Annotated in this window: 18 protein-coding genes; 7 read left to right on the top strand and 11 right to left on the bottom strand. The window is 64.9% G+C overall.

Features of this window, described 5'->3' with window-relative positions; translation table 11 throughout:
- Positions 1 to 212 precede the first annotated feature (212 nt).
- Positions 213 to 530 (top strand): antibiotic biosynthesis monooxygenase family protein, encoded by a 318-nt coding sequence (locus tag WHZ77_RS10980; RefSeq protein WP_375313688.1) that lies wholly within the window; start codon positions 213 to 215, stop codon positions 528 to 530.
- A gap of 36 nt (positions 531 to 566) precedes the next feature.
- On the opposite strand, the gene WHZ77_RS10975 is transcribed toward WHZ77_RS10980, so the two are convergent.
- Positions 567 to 1,010, bottom strand: a complete 444-nt coding sequence (locus WHZ77_RS10975; RefSeq protein ID WP_375313687.1) for an RbsD/FucU family protein — start codon at positions 1,008 to 1,010, stop codon at positions 567 to 569.
- 186 nt (positions 1,011 to 1,196) lie between these two features.
- Between WHZ77_RS10975 and WHZ77_RS10970 the strand changes: the two genes are divergently transcribed.
- Positions 1,197 to 3,002: a caspase domain-containing protein gene (locus WHZ77_RS10970; protein WP_375313686.1), complete on the top strand. Its 1,806-nt coding sequence runs from the start codon at positions 1,197 to 1,199 to the stop codon at positions 3,000 to 3,002.
- Positions 3,003 to 3,193: 191 nt separating this feature from the next.
- On the opposite strand, the gene WHZ77_RS10965 is transcribed toward WHZ77_RS10970, so the two are convergent.
- The 4 genes from WHZ77_RS10965 to thiD form a co-directional block, all read right to left on the bottom strand.
- Positions 3,194 to 4,177, bottom strand: coding sequence for a threonine/serine dehydratase (locus tag WHZ77_RS10965; protein WP_211377113.1), 984 nt, complete (start codon positions 4,175 to 4,177; stop codon positions 3,194 to 3,196).
- Between the two features lie 62 nt (positions 4,178 to 4,239).
- The gene (locus tag WHZ77_RS10960; RefSeq protein WP_375313685.1) at positions 4,240 to 5,283 is read right to left on the bottom strand and encodes a glycosyltransferase family 4 protein; all 1,044 of its coding nucleotides are present in this window, start codon (positions 5,281 to 5,283) and stop codon (positions 4,240 to 4,242) included.
- Positions 5,284 to 5,296: 13 nt separating this feature from the next.
- Positions 5,297 to 6,109 (bottom strand): UDP-2,3-diacylglucosamine diphosphatase, encoded by an 813-nt coding sequence (locus WHZ77_RS10955; RefSeq protein WP_151649242.1) that lies wholly within the window; start codon positions 6,107 to 6,109, stop codon positions 5,297 to 5,299.
- Positions 6,110 to 6,325: 216 nt separating this feature from the next.
- Positions 6,326 to 7,126 (bottom strand): bifunctional hydroxymethylpyrimidine kinase/phosphomethylpyrimidine kinase, encoded by an 801-nt coding sequence (gene thiD / locus WHZ77_RS10950; protein ID WP_375313684.1) that lies wholly within the window; start codon positions 7,124 to 7,126, stop codon positions 6,326 to 6,328.
- Between the two features lie 141 nt (positions 7,127 to 7,267).
- Between thiD and WHZ77_RS10945 the strand changes: the two genes are divergently transcribed.
- From WHZ77_RS10945 to WHZ77_RS10930, 4 genes are all read left to right on the top strand, one after another.
- Entirely contained in the window at positions 7,268 to 7,513 is a 246-nt protein-coding gene (locus WHZ77_RS10945; RefSeq protein ID WP_014493934.1) for an Lrp/AsnC family transcriptional regulator, read from the top strand.
- A gap of 91 nt (positions 7,514 to 7,604) precedes the next feature.
- Positions 7,605 to 8,039, top strand: coding sequence for a PqqD family protein (locus WHZ77_RS10940; protein WP_375313683.1), 435 nt, complete (start codon positions 7,605 to 7,607; stop codon positions 8,037 to 8,039).
- The gene (locus tag WHZ77_RS10935) at positions 8,029 to 9,018 is read left to right on the top strand and encodes a hypothetical protein (protein WP_375313682.1); all 990 of its coding nucleotides are present in this window, start codon (positions 8,029 to 8,031) and stop codon (positions 9,016 to 9,018) included. The genes WHZ77_RS10940 and WHZ77_RS10935 overlap by 11 nt, the downstream gene beginning before the upstream one ends.
- 6 nt (positions 9,019 to 9,024) lie before the next feature.
- A complete protein-coding gene (locus WHZ77_RS10930) occupies positions 9,025 to 9,705 on the top strand; it encodes a glycosyltransferase family 2 protein (protein WP_375313681.1) in 681 nt (226 codons plus the stop codon).
- Here WHZ77_RS10930 and WHZ77_RS10925 read toward each other — a convergent pair.
- The gene (locus tag WHZ77_RS10925; protein ID WP_375313680.1) at positions 9,680 to 11,227 is read right to left on the bottom strand and encodes a nucleotidyltransferase family protein; all 1,548 of its coding nucleotides are present in this window, start codon (positions 11,225 to 11,227) and stop codon (positions 9,680 to 9,682) included. The two genes, WHZ77_RS10930 and WHZ77_RS10925, sit on opposite strands and share 26 nt — an antisense overlap.
- A 221-nt stretch (positions 11,228 to 11,448) precedes the next feature.
- A complete protein-coding gene (locus WHZ77_RS10920; RefSeq protein WP_375313679.1) occupies positions 11,449 to 12,375 on the bottom strand; it encodes a c-type cytochrome in 927 nt (308 codons plus the stop codon).
- A gap of 154 nt (positions 12,376 to 12,529) precedes the next feature.
- Here WHZ77_RS10920 and WHZ77_RS10915 point away from each other — a divergent pair, with 154 nt between their 5' ends.
- Entirely contained in the window at positions 12,530 to 12,949 is a 420-nt protein-coding gene (locus WHZ77_RS10915; protein ID WP_375313678.1) for a CHRD domain-containing protein, read from the top strand.
- Between the two features lie 79 nt (positions 12,950 to 13,028).
- Here the strand turns inward: WHZ77_RS10915 and WHZ77_RS10910 are convergent, their stop codons facing one another.
- The 4 genes from WHZ77_RS10910 to WHZ77_RS10895 form a co-directional block, all read right to left on the bottom strand.
- Positions 13,029 to 13,652 (bottom strand): class I SAM-dependent methyltransferase, encoded by a 624-nt coding sequence (locus WHZ77_RS10910; protein ID WP_375313677.1) that lies wholly within the window; start codon positions 13,650 to 13,652, stop codon positions 13,029 to 13,031.
- A gap of 71 nt (positions 13,653 to 13,723) precedes the next feature.
- The gene (locus WHZ77_RS10905; RefSeq protein ID WP_375313676.1) at positions 13,724 to 14,173 is read right to left on the bottom strand and encodes a cytochrome c; all 450 of its coding nucleotides are present in this window, start codon (positions 14,171 to 14,173) and stop codon (positions 13,724 to 13,726) included.
- Between the two features lie 96 nt (positions 14,174 to 14,269).
- Positions 14,270 to 16,579 (bottom strand): xanthine dehydrogenase family protein molybdopterin-binding subunit, encoded by a 2,310-nt coding sequence (locus WHZ77_RS10900; protein WP_375313675.1) that lies wholly within the window; start codon positions 16,577 to 16,579, stop codon positions 14,270 to 14,272.
- Between the two features lie 220 nt (positions 16,580 to 16,799).
- Positions 16,800 to 17,075, bottom strand: coding sequence for a DUF1127 domain-containing protein (locus WHZ77_RS10895; RefSeq protein ID WP_375313674.1), 276 nt, complete (start codon positions 17,073 to 17,075; stop codon positions 16,800 to 16,802).
- Positions 17,076 to 17,269 lie beyond the last annotated feature (194 nt).

Genomic DNA, 17,269 nt, shown 5'->3' with positions numbered 1-17,269 from the left:
GACCATAAACAGTCAGATGCAGACAGGCGACTCAAATTCAGGTGCAAAATTCATCGCCACCGGGAATTTCGGGCGACATCGACGACGAAGAATTGGCATTAGCCGAGACAACCCCTGCGCGACAACAATCTCCCATAGCGCGATGTAACAAAGCCCATCGCGAAACCGAAGAGATCGGGGAGCGGAAATTCCATCATCGAAAGCAGGAAAACATGATCGGCGAAGTCATTGTCATTGGCGATCTGCAACTACGGGACGGCGCCTCCCTCGAAGAACACGACCGATTGGGAGAGCGCATGTACAATATCGTCAGTCGCCTCCCGGGCTTCCTGTCGATCAAATCGTTCAAGGCCGACGACGGCGAGGAAGTCACGGTCTTCCGGTTTGCTTCTGAGCAAGCGCTCGAAGCCTGGCGCACGCACCCAGAACACGTCGAGACGATGAAGCGAGGGCACGCCGAGTTCTACGCCAGCGGATTTTTGCAGATATGCAGGGTCATCCGTGAGGTCGGGCCTTTCAAGCACGACTGACATCGCCCCGCATCGCCGAACCGTCCACGACATCCTTCAGCTGATGACGCCCTTGCGGATCAGGAAACAGCCATAGCCCCTGCTGTCCCCGACTTGCACCACGCCAAACCCCGCCGCCGCCGCGCGATAGAAATCCGAGCGCGAGAGCTTGCCTGGAGGGACGGGGCGGCCAACAGCGCGTTCGATTTCCGCCAGCACCGCGCGCTGCACGTCGGGCACGCGGTCGGGATCGTCGACCGGCATCATCACCCGCACCGGATCGGGATCGAAATCGTCGAGCGGGTAGACCGACATGATGGCGCGGATGGCGGTCTCCATGCTGATGCCCGGCAGCTGGATCAGGCGCTGCGATGTCGTGCCCTGCGCGATGCGGGCAGCCGGGTGATTGGCATCGGCGAAAACAAGGTCATCGCCGTGGCCCATGGAGGCGAGCAGCCAGAGCAGGTCGGGCGTGAGGATCGGATCGATCGATTTCAGCATGAGCAGGCATTTCCTCGAGGGCGTGTCGTTGGCCGGCGACACCGGCCATTCACCATAGCAGGTTCCAAACGTGATTCAGATCACGCCGTCAGTCATGGTGATGGCGATCACGGACCCCGGGCTCGAACGCGGCCAAGCTTCCTCGCAACCAATCTCGCATCGAGATCAGTGCCAGAGGAGCACGCCATGTTCCGCCTAAAACCTTTCCTGATGACGGCTAGCCTGCTGGGAAGCCTGTTCGGCTTCGCCTGCGGCCCGGTTTCCGCGCAAGTCGCCCCGGTCGAGCCGGCCCCCACCGCGCTGCAGGGTCCGGAGCAGCGCGTCGCGCTGGTGATCGGCAATTCGAACTACCAGAACGCGCCGCAGCTCGCCAACCCCGACAATGACGCGCAGTCGATGGCGCAGTTCCTGAACTCCGCCGGCTTCGAAGTGGTCGCCGCGACCGATCTCGGCCAGAACGACATGCTTCGCGTGGTACAGGATTTTTCGGCCAAGGTGTCCGCACGCGGTCCGAACACCGTGGCGATGGTCTACTACGCCGGTCACGGCGTGCAGCTTGCCGGCGAGAATTACCTGGTTCCCGTTGATGCCAAGGTCTCGAACCCGACCGAGCTCGTCAGCAACTCGGTGCGCCTGGTCGACGTGATGTCGACGCTGGAGACGATCCCGAGCCGGATGCGCATCGTCATCCTCGATGCCTGCCGCAACAATCCGTTTCCGAACGTGAACGACGCCGGCCGCGGCCTGGCCATCGTCGATGCGCCGAACGGCTCCATCGTCGGCTATTCGACCGCGCCGGGCGCCGAGGCGCAGGACGGCACCGGCGGCCACAGCCCCTACACGCAGGCCTTCCTGAACGTCGCGCGCGAGCCCAACGTGCCGATCGAGCAGCTGTTCAAGCGCGTGCGCCTTCAGGTGAACCAGACCACGCTCGGCGCGCAGATCCCGTGGGAAAGCTCGTCGCTGACGTCCGACTTCACTTTCTTCGGCGACACCGCGGTTGCCGCCACCCGCGCGCCGGTGAATGCGCCGGTGGTGCAGATGGCCTCCAACCTGCCGAGCCGCTCGACGCGCCAGGCCTATGACTACGTCGTGTCCGAGGGTCGCCCCGAATACTATCAGGAGTTCATCCAGATGTATCCGCACGACCCGCTGTGCGACCACGTCCGCTGGCTGCTCAACAACCTCCAGCTCACGCAGGCCTGGCACAAGGCGGTGCTCGCGAACTCGCCGCTCGGCTACAAGAGCTTCTACGAAAGCTACGGCAACACACCCTATGCGCAAGTCGCGTTGAAGCTCGAGGCCCAGCCGAAGCAGATCCCGTTGATGCAGGCGACCAGGTTCCTGGCGCCGCAGAGCATCAACCCAACTTTCAAGTTCGGCAATCTCGGCCAGCCGAAGTACCTGCCGCAGCAGGGTAATGGTGGCAGCCAGATCAACGGCAACCTGCCGGTGGTGCAGAAACCCGGCGACAACAACGGCATCGGCAAGCTCGGCAATGGCGGCCAGATCGTCAACCTGCCCTCCGGCAACAACCAGCACAACGGCACGCCATCGCAGACCCCGGGCAAGATCGTCACCCTGCCCGCGCCGACCAACACGACCAACACCAATGGCGGCATCGGCAAGATCGTGACGCTGCCTGCGACCAACAACACGCAGAATGGCGGCAGCAACAATGCCGGCACCAGCAACGGCAATTCCGGCAAGATCGTGAGCATGCCGGTGAATGTCGGCAAGGGTAACCAGAACGGCGACGCGAAGCCGGTCGTTCAGACGCAGAACAACCCGATCCGCATCAACAACGGCGCGAGGATCAACAACAACCCGGTGAGCAAGGTGCAGGTTCAGAACAACCAGCAGAACACCCGCCCGCAGCTCAACGCGACCAATCGGATCGTCAACAACGGCGGCAACAACTTCCGCCAGTCGATGAACCAGTCGCAGGGCAATGGCGGCGGCAACAACCACCGCGGCGGCTTCATGCGCTGATCGTCATGGGCGAAAAACGACAAAGGGGCAGAGCGAAGACGCTCTGCCCCTTTACCATTTTCAGCTCTTAGAAGTTGTCATTCCGGGATGCGCCGAAGGCGCAGGCCCGGAATCCATACTCCCGATCGTATGGATTCTCAGATGCGCAATTGCGCATCATAGCTCACGCTTCGCGTGCCCCGGAATGACAGCTAAGCCACCAGCTCGGAAAACAAATCCGCATCGACATTGCCGCCGGAGAGCACGATGACGACGTTCTTGCCGGCGACGTCGAGACGTCCCGCAAGCAGCGCGGCAAGGCCCACCGCGCCGCCGGGCTCGACCACGAGCTTCAGCTCGCGATAGGCGAACGCAACGGCCGCGCCGACTTCCTTGTCCGAGGCGGTCACACCGCGCGCAAGCAGCTTGCTGTTGATCGCAAACGTCATCTCGCCGGGGATCAGGGCCATCAGCGCATCGCAGATGGTGCGGCCCGCGGGCGCATGCGGCTCGCGATGGCCTGCGGTCAGCGACAGTCCGTGATCGTCGAACGCCTCGGGTTCGGCCACCACGATTTCGGCGAGCGGATAGCGCGCCTTCACCGCGGTTGCGACGCCTGCGATCAGGCCGCCGCCGGAGGCCGGCGCCACCACGATGTCGGGGCTGAGGCCGAGCGCCGCCATGTCCTCCGCGATCTCGCGGCCGGCGGTGCCCTGCCCCGCGATCACGAAGGGATCGTCATAGGGCCTGACCAGCGTCGCGCCGCGCTTCTCGGCGATGCCGCGCGAGATCGCCTCGCGGTCATCGTTGTAGCGGTCGTACAGCACGACCTCGGCGCCGTAGGACTTGGTGCGTTCCCGCTTGGACAGCGGCGCGTCCGCGGGCATCACGATGGTGGCCTGCATGTCGAGGATCTTCGCCGCCGCCGCCACGCCCTGGGCGTGGTTGCCGGAGGAGAACGCGACGACACCGCCGGCGCGCTTGTCCTGCGGGATCGAGGCGACCTTGTTGAAGGCGCCGCGGAACTTGAAGGAGCCGGTGCGCTGGAGCATCTCCGGCTTCAGGAAGACCTTGGCGCCGACGCGCTCGTTGAGCACGGGAAAGGACAGCAGCGGGGTGCGGATGGCAAAAGGCGCAATCACGCGCGCTGCGGCATCGATGTCAGCAGAGCTGACCGGAAGGGGCTGTTCTGTCATCAGCAATTTGTATCTCGGCCAATGACGGCTGGGAAGACACCTCCGCGAGAGGAATTTGCCCCTCAGGCGACGAAGCGTGGCTGTTCCGCGCCGTTTCGGCCGGGCAGCACCGCGCCGACCGCCTTGATGCTGTCGACAAAGGCCCTCGCCGAGGCCTCCCAGGTGTAGTCGGCGGCGAACTCCACGCAGTCCTGCCGGGAGATGTCGAGCGCGGCGAAGCAGGCGTTGCGCAGATCGTGATCCAGCGCCCCGACCGGCGCATCGCCGATCACGTCGCGGGGGCCCTTCACCGGGAAGGCAGCCACCGGCAGGCCACTCGCGAGCGCTTCCAGCAGAACCAGGCCGAAGGTGTCGGTCTTGCTCGGGAACACGAAGACGTCGGCCGCGGCATAGATGTCCGCCAGCTCCTCGCCGTGCTTTTGCCCGAGGAAGATCGCATCCGGATAGGCTTCCTCCAGCGCGACGCGCGCCGGGCCGTCGCCGACGACCACCTTGGTGCCGGGCAGGTCGAGATCGAGGAACGCCTCGAGATTCTTCTCCACCGCAACGCGGCCGACCGAGAGGAACACCGGTGCCGGGAAGCAGAGATCGATGGCGCGAGGATGGAACAAATGAGTGTCGACGCCGCGCGGCCACAGCACGACGTTCGCAAAGCCGCGCTCGCCAAGCTCGCGGGCGAGCGCCGGCGTTGCCGCCATCACCGCGCGGCTGGGCGCATGGAATCGGCGCAGCGCGCGCCAGATCAGGGATTCCGGAACCGGCACCCGGGCGCGGATATATTCGGGGAAACGCGTATGGAAGCTGGTCGTGAACGGCAGCTTGCGCTGGCGGCAATAGCGACGGACCATCAGGCCGATCGGCCCTTCGGTCGCGATATGGATGCTGTCGGGGCGCGCTTCCTCGATCAGCTCTACGATCCTGGCCGGCCGCGGCATCGCGAGCCGCACGTCGCGATAGCTCGGCATCGCGAAGGTGCGGAACGATTGCGGCGTCAGAAAAGTGAATTCGACGCCGAGCCCCTCGGACGCATCAGCAAGCTTGGTCAGCGTCCGAACCACACCGTTGACTTGCGGGTGCCAGGCGTCGGTCGCGACCAGGATGCGCATCAGGCGGCCTCTGTCATGCAGCTCTGGCTGCCACCTGCGGAACGGCCGCAGGCTTTTGCGCGTGATCCGCCCAGGTGATGATCTCGAAATGGCCGTCGTCATGCTCGACCAGCGCGGTGCAGCTCTCGACCCAGTCGCCGCAATTCATGTAGCGGATGCCGGCCTCGTCGCGGATGACGGCGTAGTGGATGTGGCCGCAGATCACCCCGTCGGCGTCGTGCCGGCGCGCTTCGGCCGCGAGCGCCTGCTCGAACGCGCCAATATAGTTGACGGCGTTCTTGACCTTCTGCTTGGCCCATTGCGACAGCGACCAATAGGGCACCTTGAACATGCGCCGGAAGAAATTGACGAAGCGATTCATCTGGATCGCGAAATCGTAGGCCTTGTCGCCGAGATGGGCGAGCCAGCGCGCGTTCTGCACCACGAGGTCGAAGATGTCGCCGTGGATGACGAGGTAGCGCTTGCCGTCCGGGCCGGTGTGGACGGTGTTCTCGACCACGTCGATGCCGCCGAAATGCGTGCCGTAATAATTGCGCAGGAATTCGTCGTGATTGCCGGGGATGTAGATGACCTTTGCGCCCTTGCGCGCCTTGCGCAGCAGCTTCTGGACGAGGTCGTTATGCGATTGCGGCCAGTGCCAGCTCGATTTCAGCGCCCAGCCATCGACGATGTCGCCGACAAGATAGATCGTATCGGCGTCGTGGTAGCGCAGGAAGTCCAGCAGAAGGTCGGCCTGAGAACCGCGGGCTCCGAGATGAACATCGGAGATGAACAAGGTGCGAAAGCGCCTTTCAGGGCTCTCGTCACTCATATCGTAACTTCCCATGCGACATGCCTGTAACAATATCCCGTGACAGGGGGATGACCATTGAACCTTTGAGGCACCCTCAGATACGAATCAAACCTCGCCTCGCCCGTCCTGCGAATATCAGTCGCATGCGACAATCAGGCGACATGAAGCGGCAATGATTGTCCGCAAGAGCTCGGGAGCCACGGCCTTGTTGGTTAACGGCAGTAGCCGCCGCACCGCGCGAAGCCGGGGTCAGTAAAACTTGTGGAAATGATGGATCGGCCCGTGGCCGTGACCGACGCTGAAGCGATCGGCGGCCGCAATCGCCGCGCTGATCCAGGCTTTGGCGTTGCGCACGGCGCGCTCGAGATCCTCGCCTCTGGCAAGCCCCGCCGCGACGGCCGAGGACAGTGAGCATCCCGTGCCATGGGTGTTTCGGGTCGCGACGCGCGGCGCGGCGAGCGCGATCGTCGCCTCCGCATCGACGAGATAGTCGATGCTCTCGGCGCCCTCGCCGTGCCCGCCCTTGATCAGCACCGCACGGCAGCCGAGCGCGAGCAGGCGGCGCCCCTGGCTCTCGATCCCGGCCTCGCTTGTCGCAATCGGCTCGTCGAGCAGAGCCGCGGCTTCCGGCAGGTTGGGCGTGATCACCGAGGCCAGCGGCATCAGCTTCTTGCGCAGCGCCTCGACGGCCTCCGACGCCAGCAGGCGGTCGCCGGACGTTGCGACCATCACGGGATCGAGCACGATGTGGCGGGGAGTCCAGCGCGACAGCGCGGCCGCGATCGCGTCGATGCTGGCGGCCTGCGCCACCATGCCGATCTTCACCGCGCCGACCTCGAGATCGGAGAACACCGCGTCGATCTGCGCGGTGACGAACTCCGCCGGCACGGCGTGAATGCCGGTCACGCCCCGCGTATTCTGCGCCGTCAGCGCCGTGATGGCGGAGGCGCCATAGACGCCGAGCGCGGCAAAGGTCTTCAGGTCGGCCTGGATGCCGGCGCCGCCACTCGAATCGGAGCCGGCGATGGTAAGCGCCACAGGCGTCGTCATGAGGCGATTTTCCGCTGTTTCCGGGCCATGCTTCCTCCTAGCGCGCAGACCCGGGGGCGACAAGGCGGGCAGCAAGTTCGCTTGCTAAATCCGGCCGGTTTTGGCCTAGTAGCGGCCAGATTTGCCTTCGGAGTGACTGCAATGGTTCCTTTCTTCGTCCAGATCAAATGCAAGCTCGGCCAGTCCTATACGGTGGCCAATGCGCTCGCCGAAGCCGAGATCGCCTCCGAAATCTACTCCACGGCCGGCCATTACGACCTGCTGGTGAAGTTCTACGTCGACAAGGACACCGACATCGGCCACTTCATCAACGAGAAGGTGCAGGTGCTGCCTGGCATCCAGGACACGCTCACCATCATCACCTTCAAGGCTTTTGGCGCCAGCTGACGGCCCGGAATTGGCGCGAGCCGCCGGTTGCGCCGCCGCTCGCCTGTGCTAGCGTCCAGCCGTTGCAAATGACCCGAGTACCGAGCAAGTCATGGCTCTCACCACGTCGGTGCCGCTGCTGATCAGCCAGCAATTTGATGGTGAAGTGGTGCTCGCCAACTATCAGAATGGCGTCTACTACAACCTCGACGGCAGCGCCGCGCAAATCTGGCTGGGCCTGAAGGTCAACCGAACGGTTGAGGAAATTGCCGGCGCCCTCGCCGTCGCGACCGGCGGCGATGTGCCCTCCATCACACAACAGGTGCAGGCCTTCGTCGACAGCATGCTGGCGGAAGGCCTGATCGCCGAGGGCACCTCCGAGGCGCGCAGCGAGACCTCCATGGAGACTTGGTCGCCGGTGCTGGCGGGCGCATTCGTCGCCCCGGAATTCCAGCGATTCGACAATCTGCGGGAGCTGTTGCTGATGGATCCCGTGCACGACGCCGGCGAGCAAGGCTGGCCGCTGCGCGAGACCAATGAAAGCTAGCGGCTTCATCCGGCATGAGATCGCGAAGATCTTCGCCAGGACATCGGAGCCGATCGAGGCGCACGCGCGCTGCGGCCCGTTCGGCTTGCGCCTCGGATTTGCATCACAGGAATTGGCCGGCATGTTCCTGCCGGCCTATATCCAGAGCACGCCGGGCAGTAGCGATCTCGACCTGCGCTTCATCACCGCTGATCATCACGATCTCTCCGCGCTGGTGCCAGACGCGGCCGAGAAGCCGCGCCTCTTGATCGAGGACGGCGTCTATTCGGTGTGGCAGCCCGCCGTCATTCCCGTGCTGTACGCGGTCGACCTTGCAGCAAGGCGCGGCATCGCCTGGCTGCCGAAGGGCGAGGCGCCGCCCTGGATCCGCAGCCGTCCCGCGATCTCGCTGATCCATGCCATGATGCACGAGACGCCCTGGTGCGCGGTCCATGCCGCGGCCGTGGGCGGCGACGCAGGCTTCACGCTGCTCGCCGGCGAAGGCCACAGCGGCAAGACCACCGCGGCGCTGGCCTGCGCCAAGGCCGGCTGGCTTTACGCGGGCGACGACTTCGTCGCGGTCAACAGCACGACCGGCGAGATCGAGCCGCTGTTCTGCTCGGCGCGGCTGCGCCCTGCCCTGATCGATACGTTTCAAGACTTCATCGGCAAGACCACGGCGGTCTCCGACTTCAACGGCGAGCCGCGCCATGAGCTCAGCCTCGCCGATCTCGGCGACCGCATCGGCGGCGGCAGATTGCGCGCGACCTTCATCCCCCGCCGGCGCGGCGCAGCGACGCCCGAATTCACCCCGGCCAAGCCATCGGATGCGTTTCGTGCGCTGCTGCCGACCACGGCCTATGAACTGCCGGGATGGCCGAACGAGATCGCCGACAAGGTCGCGAAGATCGCTGGCCTTGCGCCGGTGTTCTTCGCCGACACCGGCACCGCGCCGATGGAGATTCCCCCGGCGTTCGCCCGCCAGCTCGACCAGCTCTGAGGCCGCATGCGCGTCTCCGTCGTCATCGCCGCCTACAACGCGCAAGGCTACATCGCCGAGGCGATCGAGAGCGTGCTCGGCCAGACGGTCCCGCCCGACGAGGTCATCGTCATCGACGATGGATCCACCGACGGCACGCGCGGCGTTCTCGAGCGCTTCGGCGGCCGCATCGTCGCACTCGCGCAAGGAAACAGCGGCCAGGCCGTCGCCGTCAACAAGGGACTCGCGCTGACGCGCGGCGAGCTGATCGGCTTCTGCGATGCGGACGATCTCTGGACGGCGCGCAAGCAGGAGCTCCAATTGGCACGGCTCGAACGCGACGGCGAGCTCGACGCCGTCTTCGGCAAGGTGCAGCAATTCGTCAGCCCCGACGTGCCGGAGCAGCAGCGCGCGCGTCTCACACCGGCCGTCGAGATCATGCCGGGCGAGTTGAAGCAATGCATGCTGATCCGGCGCGCCGCCTTGATGCGGATGGCCGCGTTCGACGAGACGCTGCCCGCGACCTTCTTCATCGCCTGGCTCGGCCGCGCCAAGCAGAGCGGACTCAAGACCGCGCATGTCGACGACATCGTCGTCCGCCGCCGGCTACATCCCGGCAATGGCGGCCGCCTCCATACGGACGCTCAAAATCTCCAGACGCTGATGGCGCTGCGCAAGGCCATCAAGGCGCAGCGCCCGCCGGAGTGAACACCGGCACGCCGTTGACCGACACCGATTTCACGAACAATCCGAGCAGGCGGTGGTCGATCGAATGGCCGATGTCCATCGGGCGACGCCTGTCCAGCATCCGCAGCGCGACGATGATTTTCCGTTTGTCCTTGCCGATGATCCTTGCCTTCAGCGCGACCCTGAACGGCATGGGATCCTTGCGCCCGGCGGTGATCTGCAGCACCTCGCCGGTGCCGGCACAGGCGGTGAAGCGAAAGCGCTCCGTGCCCGGCGGCAGGAACGGGATCACCGCGAGCTCGACGTCGGCGAGCGCCTGCGACTGTCCGTCGACCGGCACGTCGATCACCGCGAATTGCTGATCGGTCCAGCGTCCCTCGTCCTCCGGAATCGAGAATCCCTGCCCGAACCAGACGTCCTTGCCCTGCAGCGGATGTGACACGCGCGCCGCCCGCTGCCAGACCCGCTTCAGGATCGCGTCCCGAAACAGAGGAAAATGCACGGCACTGGCATCGAACGCGGCGGCGGCAGCGCCCGGCAGCCTCAGCCAGTCCCCGCCCTGAAATGGGCCCTTGAACTGCGCGCGCAGGGCCGCAAGGAAGGCGACCCAGAAGTGCTGCCATTGCGAGCGCTGCGCCCACGGTACCGCGCGAATGGCGATCTCGACGGACTTCCCGGGCGGGCTGTAGCGCCACAACTCATCGACCAGACCATCCGGCACGAGCTCCGGCATCTCGCGCGCGACGACGTCGAGCAATTGCGCCGCGAACAGGCTGCCATTGTAGCGCGTCACGATCGAACGGAAACGATCCCAGTCGACCTTGCCTCCGGCGCTCTCCAGAACATGCACGACCTCGAGCGCTCTGGAGACCATCTCGCTCTGATCGGCCGGCTCCGGGCGCATCGCCGCGATCGCCAGATGCTCGGCGAGCCCGGGGATCAGCACCTCGTGCGTCAGCAGCGTCGCCGTCTCGGCGGTGCTGAACAGCTCTTCGGTCAGGCTCTCGTCCTCGAGCCAGAACAGCGCGCGCCAATGCAGGTCGATGGACCGGCTGAAACCGGCCCGCGACATCGCAACCGCGTGGATGTCGCGGTCGAAATCGGACTCCGAGAACAGCTCGACCTTCATGCCGTGGCTGCGGAACGAGGCCTGCCGCAGCACGTCGATGGCACGTTTCGCCTGGGTGCGCCGGACCAGGAGATCGTAATCTCCGGTCATGCGCTTGGCCATGCAGCTCTCGTCGCGCGCGAACAAGGCGCCGCCCTTGATCAGCAACGAGGCGATGCCGGCTTGCTTCAGCGCCGCGCCGGCCGCAACGACGTCGCGGACCCGCGTCGCGTTCGACAGCCAGACATGCTTGACGACGCCGCGCATCCGCCTGGTGTCGGCGTCCGTAATTCCGGCCTTGTCGGCGGTGGCAACCAGCAGCGGCATGGTCCGGTAGACGAGCTCGTCGGCCGCATCGAGCGGTTCTGACGCGCGCCAGGCCTGATAGGCGTCGATTGCGGTCTGGCCCTGTCCGAGCGAAGCCCGGAACAGCATCAGAAAGCGCGGCCTCAGCGCAGGAGGCAGCTTCGAAGGCATCTCAACCGAACGGTTGAGAGGCAGGGCTCGCTTCGTCCGGCCCGGTAAAATCAGGAGCCAAAACGATCAGCCGCAACCGCGCGAAAGCCCGACGCCCCATCATACGTACTTCCAATTCCCAAGCCGGAAGCCCGACGATGAGGACGCCCCCGCCGCGTGTCAATTGGAAAGGGCATGCCTCAGCCGCCACCCGCTTTGCGTTTGGGCGGCGTCGGACCGTCGACCGGCGGCAGCGACTTGAGATAGCTGGCCATCGCGGCGCGGTCCTCGCGCGTGAGCTGCGCCAGGTTCTTGATGACCGGGCGCATCGCGCCTGATGCGCTGTCACCCTCGGGCATGTCGCCGGTCTCGAGGAAGTCGGCAATATCTTTCTCGCTCCACGCGCCGATGCCCTTCTGGGTGATGTTCGGCACCCAGCCCTCGCCGTCCGGATTGGGACCGCCGGCGAAGCGCTGCGAGGTGATGATGCCGCTGAGGAAATTGCGAGGGCTGTGGCATTCGGCGCAATGGCCGAAACCGTTCACGAGATAGGCGCCGCGATTCCATTGCGGCGAGCGCGATGCATCCGGCGCGAACGGTTTGCCGTCCATGAACAGCAATTTCCAGATGCCGACATTGCGGCGGATGTTGAACGGAAACGGCACGTCGTGATCGCGCACCTTGCCCTGCACGGCCGGCAGCGTCTTCAGATAGGCGAACAGATCGCGAAAATCGTCGACATCAGCCAGATGATAGGACGTGTAGGGGAATGCCGGGAAGTAATGCGTGCCCTCCGGTGAGACGCCCCGCATCGCGGCGTTGATGAAATCGGCTTCGCTCCAGCGGCCGATGCCGTCGGTCGGATCGGGCGAGATATTCGGCGCGTAGAACGTCCCGAACGGCGAGCCGAGCGGCAGGCCGCCGCCGAGCCGCAGACGATCCGGCTGGTTGGGCACCGCATGGCAGGATGCGCAGCCGCCGGCGTTGAACAGCTCCTGCCCGTTGACAAGATTTGGCGCGCGCGCTGCGACAGGCAACGCCAGCGCGGCCGGCGCCGTCAGCCACCAATAGACGCCGAAGGCTGCGCCGGCGGCGATCAGCAAGGCAGGAATTGTTCGTCGCAGCATTGAAATGTTCCATCAGGACGGGTCGAAGTTACGGATCACCCCGCGCCCGCTCCAGCCACGAATAATTTAGATGGTTTGACCGGAATGCGGGAATAAACTCGCAAGCGCACTGTTTGCAGGTTGACCGCAATCAGATGTCAACAGGGAGAGATCGATGAACAAAGCCATTTATGCCACGCTGGCGCTCGGAGCCGCCGTCGCATTCGCAAGCCCCGCCAGCGCGGAGAAGCTGAAGGCGGCGCTGGACGGCAAGTCCGAGGTGCCCGCGACCACCAGCAGCGGCACCGGAACCGCCGATCTGGACTATGACGCCGCCAGCAAGAAACTCTCCTGGAAGCTGAGCTATTCGGGCCTCTCCGGCCCCGCCACCGCCGCGCATTTCCACGGCCCCGCCGAAGCCGGCAAGAACGCCGGCGTCGCGATCCCGATCCCCGGCGCAGCCACCAGCCCGGTCGAGGGCTCGGCGACGCTGACCGACGCGCAGGCCGCCGATCTGCTGGGCGGCAAGCTCTACGTCAACATCCACACCGCAGCCAACCCGGGCGGCGAGATCCGCGGTCAGGTGACCAAGTAAGCCTATAACGACTTCGTCGACGAAGGCCGGGCGCTGGAGGGGGCGTCCGGCCTTTTCGATTCAAAGCGAGGTGAAAATCTCAGGCGCGGCGCTTCCGCACGGCGACCTGATGGCTCCTGAGGATCACTTCGGCATCGCCGTGCCAGGCCAGGAAGACGTCGACGGCGGGCGCGACGCGTTCTGCGTCGGGATTGTCTGGCTTCCAGGTGTAGTCGTCCATCAGCATCACGCCGCCCTCGCGCAGCAGGCGCCAGGCGCCGAGGCAGTCGATCATCACGTCGTCGCGCTGATGGCTGCCGTCGACATAGATGAAATCGAACACCGCGTTCTCTTCGCGCAGGATGCCGAGCGCCTTGATCGAGGTGCCCGTGATCTTGCGCAGGCGCGTGCCATAGGCGGCAAGGTTGCGGTCAAACCGCTCGGAATCCTCGTCGTGGAAGAGATCGACGCAAGTGAGGTGGGCACCGGCGAAGAACTCCAGCCAGAAGATGGCGGATCGCCCCTCCTTGGAGCCGATCTCGAGCACCCGGCCGGTGGTGTCGCGCAGCTCCTTGAACAGCATGCTCCAGGCGAGCGTGCGCGCGGCGACATAGTCGCGCCGAAACTCCTTGCCCGCATAGATGTGGGCGTAGGGGTCGCTCGCCCGCGCCAGTTCGAGGACTCGCGCGCGAAGTTGCGCCTGTCGGGCGGATGAGTCGGTCATCAGAGCCCGGACCTCACATGAGAGTGCAGCACCGGAGCCCGTAGCCCATCCGGGCTACGAATAGCGTCCCGCTACTTCAGCTTCACCCGGTACGTCTCGTGGCAGTCGTTGCAGCGGTCGTTGATCGCGGTGTAGGCGGTCTTGAGGCTCGCCACGTCGGTGATCTTGCCCTTGACCTCCGCGATCGCCTTCTGCACCGGCGGGATCTTGGAGTCGAAATCGGCCTTGCTCTGCCAGACCTTCGGCGACGAGCCGTAGGTGGCGTTCACGACGTCCTGCTTGGGATTGACCTCGAACGTCTTTGCGATCTTGCCGACGTCGGCCTCGAGACTGGCCAGAGCCGCGTCGACGGCCTTCTGGTCATAGGGAATGTCGCCCTTCGTCATCTTGAGGATGACCCCGTACATGCTCTTGGCCTGCGACCGCATCAGATTGTCCTGCTGGACGGCAATCTCCTGCTGCGCCATCACGGCGCCCGCACCCAGCAGCAGGGTGCCCGCGACAATCATCGTCCGCTTCATTGGATTATTTCTCCGGCTCGCCGAGCTTCGAGGGATTAGGCCGTCTATGGATAGAACCCCGCGGCGGGCAATTATTCCCGCCGCCGACACCGGGGCTCACAGGCTGTGACGGCGATGGTGCTCGTTGATCGCAATCCAGACACGTTCCGGAGTTGCCGGCATGTCGATGTGGTCGATCTTGTATTCGCGCCAGAGGCCGTCGACGATGGCATTGACGATGGCCGGACAGGAGCCGATCGCGCCGGCTTCGCCCGCCCCCTTCACGCCCATCGGATTGGTCGTGCAGGGGATGTTGTTGGTCTCGAACACGAAGTCCGGACCATCCGCCGCGCGCGGCAGCGCGTAGTCCATGTAGGTCGCGGTGACGAGCTGGCCGTCGCCCGGGCCATAGACCACCTGCTCCATCAAGGCCTGGCCGATGCCCTGCATGGCGCCGCCATGCACCTGCCCCGCCAGCAGCAGCGGATTGAGCGTCTTGCCGAAATCGTCGACGATCACGTAGTTGACGATCTTGATGATGCCGGTGGCCGGATCGATCTCGACCTCCGCGACATGCGTGCCGTTGGGATAGGTGCCGTCGGCGCTGGCGAACGTCGCGCTCGCGTTCAGCTTCGACGGATCGGCGCCCGGCCGCTTGGCAAGATCCGCGAACGAAATCGAACGGTCGGTGCCGGCGATGCGCACCACGCCATCGATGATCTCGAGGTCGCCGGCGCTGGCTTCCAGCGCCTGCGCCGCGATCTCTTTCAGCTTCTGGCCGAGCTCGCGCGTCGCGCGCTCGACACTGACTCCGCCAGAGGGAATCGAGGCCGAGCCGCCGGTGCCGAGGCCCGTGGCGATCATGGCGGTGTCGCCCTGATGGACGTGCACGCGTTCGGGCGCAACACCGAACTGCTCCGCGACGATCTGCGCATAAGCGGTCTGGTGGCCCTGCCCGCTGGACTGCGTGCCGATCAGGACGGTGATATCGCCGTTCGGATCCATCCGAACATTGGCGGTCTCCTCGCCCATGGTGCCGCAGACCTCGACATAGCTCGCAAGACCGATGCCGCGGATCAGGCCGTGCTTCTTGGCCGCCTTGGCGCGCTTGGGAAACTCCTTCCACTCGGCGATCTCCATCGCGCGCTTGAGGTGCGCGGCGAAGTCGCCGGAATCGTAGACCTTGCCGGTCGCGGTCTTGTACGGCAGCGCCTTCGGCTGGATGAAGTTCTTGCGGCGGATGGCGTCCGGCGTCATGTCGAGTTTTCGCGCGCAGGCGTCCACGAGCCGCTCGATCACATAGGCGGCCTCGGGCCGGCCCGCACCGCGATAGGCATCGACCGGCACACTGTTGGTGAAGACGGTCCGCACCCGGCAGTGGAAGGCCTGGATGTCGTACAGGCCCGGCAGCATGCCGGCGCCGCCATGCGGGATGTAGGGTCCGAAGGTCGAGAGGTAAGCGCCCATGTCACCCATCAGGTCGCAATCCATCGCGAGGAACTTGCCGTCCTCCGCCAGCGCCATCTTGGCGGTGGTGACGTTGTCGCGGCCCTGCGCGTCGCCCATGAAATGCTCGGTGCGGTCCGCCGCCCATTTCACCGTTTTCTTCAGTTGCTTTGCCGCGACCGCGAGCAGAGCGTATTCGCGATAGGGAAACAGCTTCGTGCCGAAACCGCCGCCGACGTCGGGGCAGATCACCCGCATCTTGTCGGTGGGGATCTTGAGCACGTTCTGGCAGAGGATATCGCGCAGCCGGTGGCTGCCCTGGCTGCCGATCGTCAGGGTCAGGTGATCATTCTTGGCGTCATATTCGGCGACGGCCGCGCGCGCTTCCATGAAGCTCGCGACGACGCGCGGATTGACGATGGCGATTTCGGCCACCGCATGCGCCTTGGCGAAGGCGGCTTCGGTCGCCTTCTTGTCGCCGATCGAAACATCGAACAGCACATTGCCCGGCTTGTCCGGCCAGACCTGCGGCGCGCCTTTCTTCACGGCGTTGACGAGGCCGGTCACCGCCGGCAGCGGGCTCCATTTGACCTCGATCGCCTCGATCGCGTCGCGGGCCTGGTCGATGGTCTCGGCGACGACGAAAGCGATGGAGTCGCCGACATGACGCACCTCGTCCTTGGCGAGAATGGGGTAAGGCGGGCCTTTGAACGGCTCGGTCTCGAGATTGAACAGGCAGGGCAGATCGCCGAGATCCTTGACGTCATCGGCGGTCAGGATCAGCGCGACGCCGGGTAGCGTCCGGGCGCGGCTCGCATCGATCGTAAATTTGGCATGCGCGTGCGGCGAGCGCAGCATCAGGCAGCGGAGCGCGGCCTGCGGCGCATAATCGTCGGTATAACGGCCCTTGCCGCGGATGAGCGCGTCATCCTCCTTGCGCAGCACGCTTTGGCCAACGCCGAACTTGATGGGAGCCGCCATTTTATTGTCCCGTCCTATGGTTGTTTTGCCGGCATATTGCCGTGGAAAAAGTGGCAAGGCAAACGGCTTTAGCTGGGCACATGGGTCGCAGGCCGGGAAACGCGCCGCGCCCCTTCCCTTGTGGATACAGAATCGCGCCGCAAACAAGATCTCATCCCGAGGAGCCCGCCAAAGGCGGGCGTCTCGAAGGATCGACCGCGAAGCCCCCCGCCAAGCTCACTTACATCCCACCACGGCTCCAAAGACCCGTGGCGCGATCTCTCAGCGCGTCGATCGCGCGTTCAGGCGTGATGTAGTCGATCTCGCCACGCGTCAGGCCAATATCCATCAACTCCCTATCATTCAGGTCCTGCAAGTTGACGCGTGAGCGCTGCCGCCGCTCCTGAAACGCACGCCAATATCGCCTGAGCGGGCTCAAGACGACGGACAGGTCGAGGCGTAGCCTCGCGGCATCGCGCTCGATCCCGGATGAGATATTCGACTGTTGAGGTGGCATCGCACGCTCCTGCTGTTGCGCCGGCAGGGAAGCGTGGCCAAACAAAAGGCCCCGTCCGATGCCGGCGGGGCCTGGTGGAAAAGATGTCGTCGTCGAATTGCTAGCGCACGACTCCTCCCACGGCCCAGCCGAAGCGGGTCATGTGGTTGAAGTTCACTTTGCGCGACGATTTAATCATGAGGGCCCAATAGCAC

It is taken from the genome of Bradyrhizobium sp. A5, assembly GCF_042076515.1.
Lineage (GTDB): Bacteria > Pseudomonadota > Alphaproteobacteria > Rhizobiales > Xanthobacteraceae > Bradyrhizobium > Bradyrhizobium cosmicum.
This window is presented reverse-complemented; position numbering and strand designations above follow the sequence as displayed.

What these genes read in the sequence shown, in the direction of transcription:
- WHZ77_RS10970 (WP_375313686.1), top strand. Translation starts at nt 1,197, where the DNA reads ATGTTCCGCCTAAAACCTTTCCTGATGACGGCTAGCCTGCTGGGAAGC.
- WHZ77_RS10920 (WP_375313679.1), bottom strand. Translation starts at nt 12,375, where the DNA reads ATGCTGCGACGAACAATTCCTGCCTTGCTGATCGCCGCCGGCGCAGCC.
- WHZ77_RS10955 (WP_151649242.1), bottom strand. Translation starts at nt 6,109, where the DNA reads ATGGGAAGTTACGATATGAGTGACGAGAGCCCTGAAAGGCGCTTTCGC.
- WHZ77_RS10910 (WP_375313677.1), bottom strand. Translation starts at nt 13,652, where the DNA reads ATGACCGACTCATCCGCCCGACAGGCGCAACTTCGCGCGCGAGTCCTC.
- WHZ77_RS10960 (WP_375313685.1), bottom strand. Translation starts at nt 5,283, where the DNA reads ATGCGCATCCTGGTCGCGACCGACGCCTGGCACCCGCAAGTCAACGGT.
- WHZ77_RS10975 (WP_375313687.1), bottom strand. Translation starts at nt 1,010, where the DNA reads ATGCTGAAATCGATCGATCCGATCCTCACGCCCGACCTGCTCTGGCTG.
- WHZ77_RS10980 (WP_375313688.1), top strand. Translation starts at nt 213, where the DNA reads ATGATCGGCGAAGTCATTGTCATTGGCGATCTGCAACTACGGGACGGC.
- WHZ77_RS10925 (WP_375313680.1), bottom strand. Translation starts at nt 11,227, where the DNA reads ATGCTGTTCCGGGCTTCGCTCGGACAGGGCCAGACCGCAATCGACGCC.
- WHZ77_RS10915 (WP_375313678.1), top strand. Translation starts at nt 12,530, where the DNA reads ATGAACAAAGCCATTTATGCCACGCTGGCGCTCGGAGCCGCCGTCGCA.
- WHZ77_RS10945 (WP_014493934.1), top strand. Translation starts at nt 7,268, where the DNA reads ATGGTTCCTTTCTTCGTCCAGATCAAATGCAAGCTCGGCCAGTCCTAT.
- WHZ77_RS10895 (WP_375313674.1), bottom strand. Translation starts at nt 17,075, where the DNA reads ATGCCACCTCAACAGTCGAATATCTCATCCGGGATCGAGCGCGATGCC.
- WHZ77_RS10935 (WP_375313682.1), top strand. Translation starts at nt 8,029, where the DNA reads ATGAAAGCTAGCGGCTTCATCCGGCATGAGATCGCGAAGATCTTCGCC.
- WHZ77_RS10965 (WP_211377113.1), bottom strand. Translation starts at nt 4,177, where the DNA reads ATGACAGAACAGCCCCTTCCGGTCAGCTCTGCTGACATCGATGCCGCA.
- WHZ77_RS10900 (WP_375313675.1), bottom strand. Translation starts at nt 16,579, where the DNA reads ATGGCGGCTCCCATCAAGTTCGGCGTTGGCCAAAGCGTGCTGCGCAAG.
- WHZ77_RS10905 (WP_375313676.1), bottom strand. Translation starts at nt 14,173, where the DNA reads ATGAAGCGGACGATGATTGTCGCGGGCACCCTGCTGCTGGGTGCGGGC.
- thiD (WP_375313684.1), bottom strand. Translation starts at nt 7,126, where the DNA reads ATGACGACGCCTGTGGCGCTTACCATCGCCGGCTCCGATTCGAGTGGC.
- WHZ77_RS10940 (WP_375313683.1), top strand. Translation starts at nt 7,605, where the DNA reads ATGGCTCTCACCACGTCGGTGCCGCTGCTGATCAGCCAGCAATTTGAT.
- WHZ77_RS10930 (WP_375313681.1), top strand. Translation starts at nt 9,025, where the DNA reads ATGCGCGTCTCCGTCGTCATCGCCGCCTACAACGCGCAAGGCTACATC.